This is a genomic window from Clostridium boliviensis (assembly GCF_033342255.1).
GTDB classification, from domain to species: Bacteria; Bacillota; Clostridia; order Lachnospirales; family Lachnospiraceae; genus Lacrimispora; species Lacrimispora boliviensis.
On the sequence record NZ_JAWONS010000019.1, the window covers coordinates 1 to 542 of the forward strand.

The 542-nt window shown below is 63.7% G+C and carries 1 protein-coding gene; it reads left to right on the top strand.

Translation table 11 applies throughout. The annotated features are described in order from the left end of the window. A partial coding sequence (locus RZO55_RS00905) for an ACT domain-containing protein (protein ID WP_318062423.1) occupies positions 1 to 351 on the top strand: 351 nt, incomplete at its 5' end. Positions 352 to 542 lie beyond the last annotated feature (191 nt).

Below are 542 nucleotides of genomic sequence, written 5' to 3' on the forward strand. Positions count from 1 at the left end.
ATCGGTCTGGCGGTGGGAGCCGGCTACATGTTCGGTGCCGCCCTGACCACGGTCCTCGCCCTGGTCAGTCTGGAGCTGTTGAACCGGTTGGAACGGCTTTTGGTCCGGCGTCATCGCCTGAAAAACATTGTGGTCTGCGTCAGGGATGAGCCGGGGAAAATGGGGGAAATCGCCTCCCGGCTGGGGGAGGTCGGTGCCAGCATCCGCAAGGTGACCATCGATGAGGGGGATCTGGAGGACGACTGGATCTACATTTCCTTTACGGTGCGCCTTTCCGAGGAAATTTCCACCCCGCAGGTATTGGAGGAGGTGCGCCGGGTGCCGGGGGTGAAAGAGGTTCGCTCGGGGTGAAGGGAGCGGAGATTCCGTCCTTCAGAGGACGGGTCCCTCCGCCCGGTCGGAAGCCGGTTCCGCCTGATCCTGCGGGGGATGGCCGCTCCATCTGAACAGGGTCGGAGGAGGATCTCCGCTACATCGCGAAAGCGCCGTGGATTCGTCCGAGGGTTTGCCCATCGCCTCGGCGGGACGGATGTCCCGCCGTT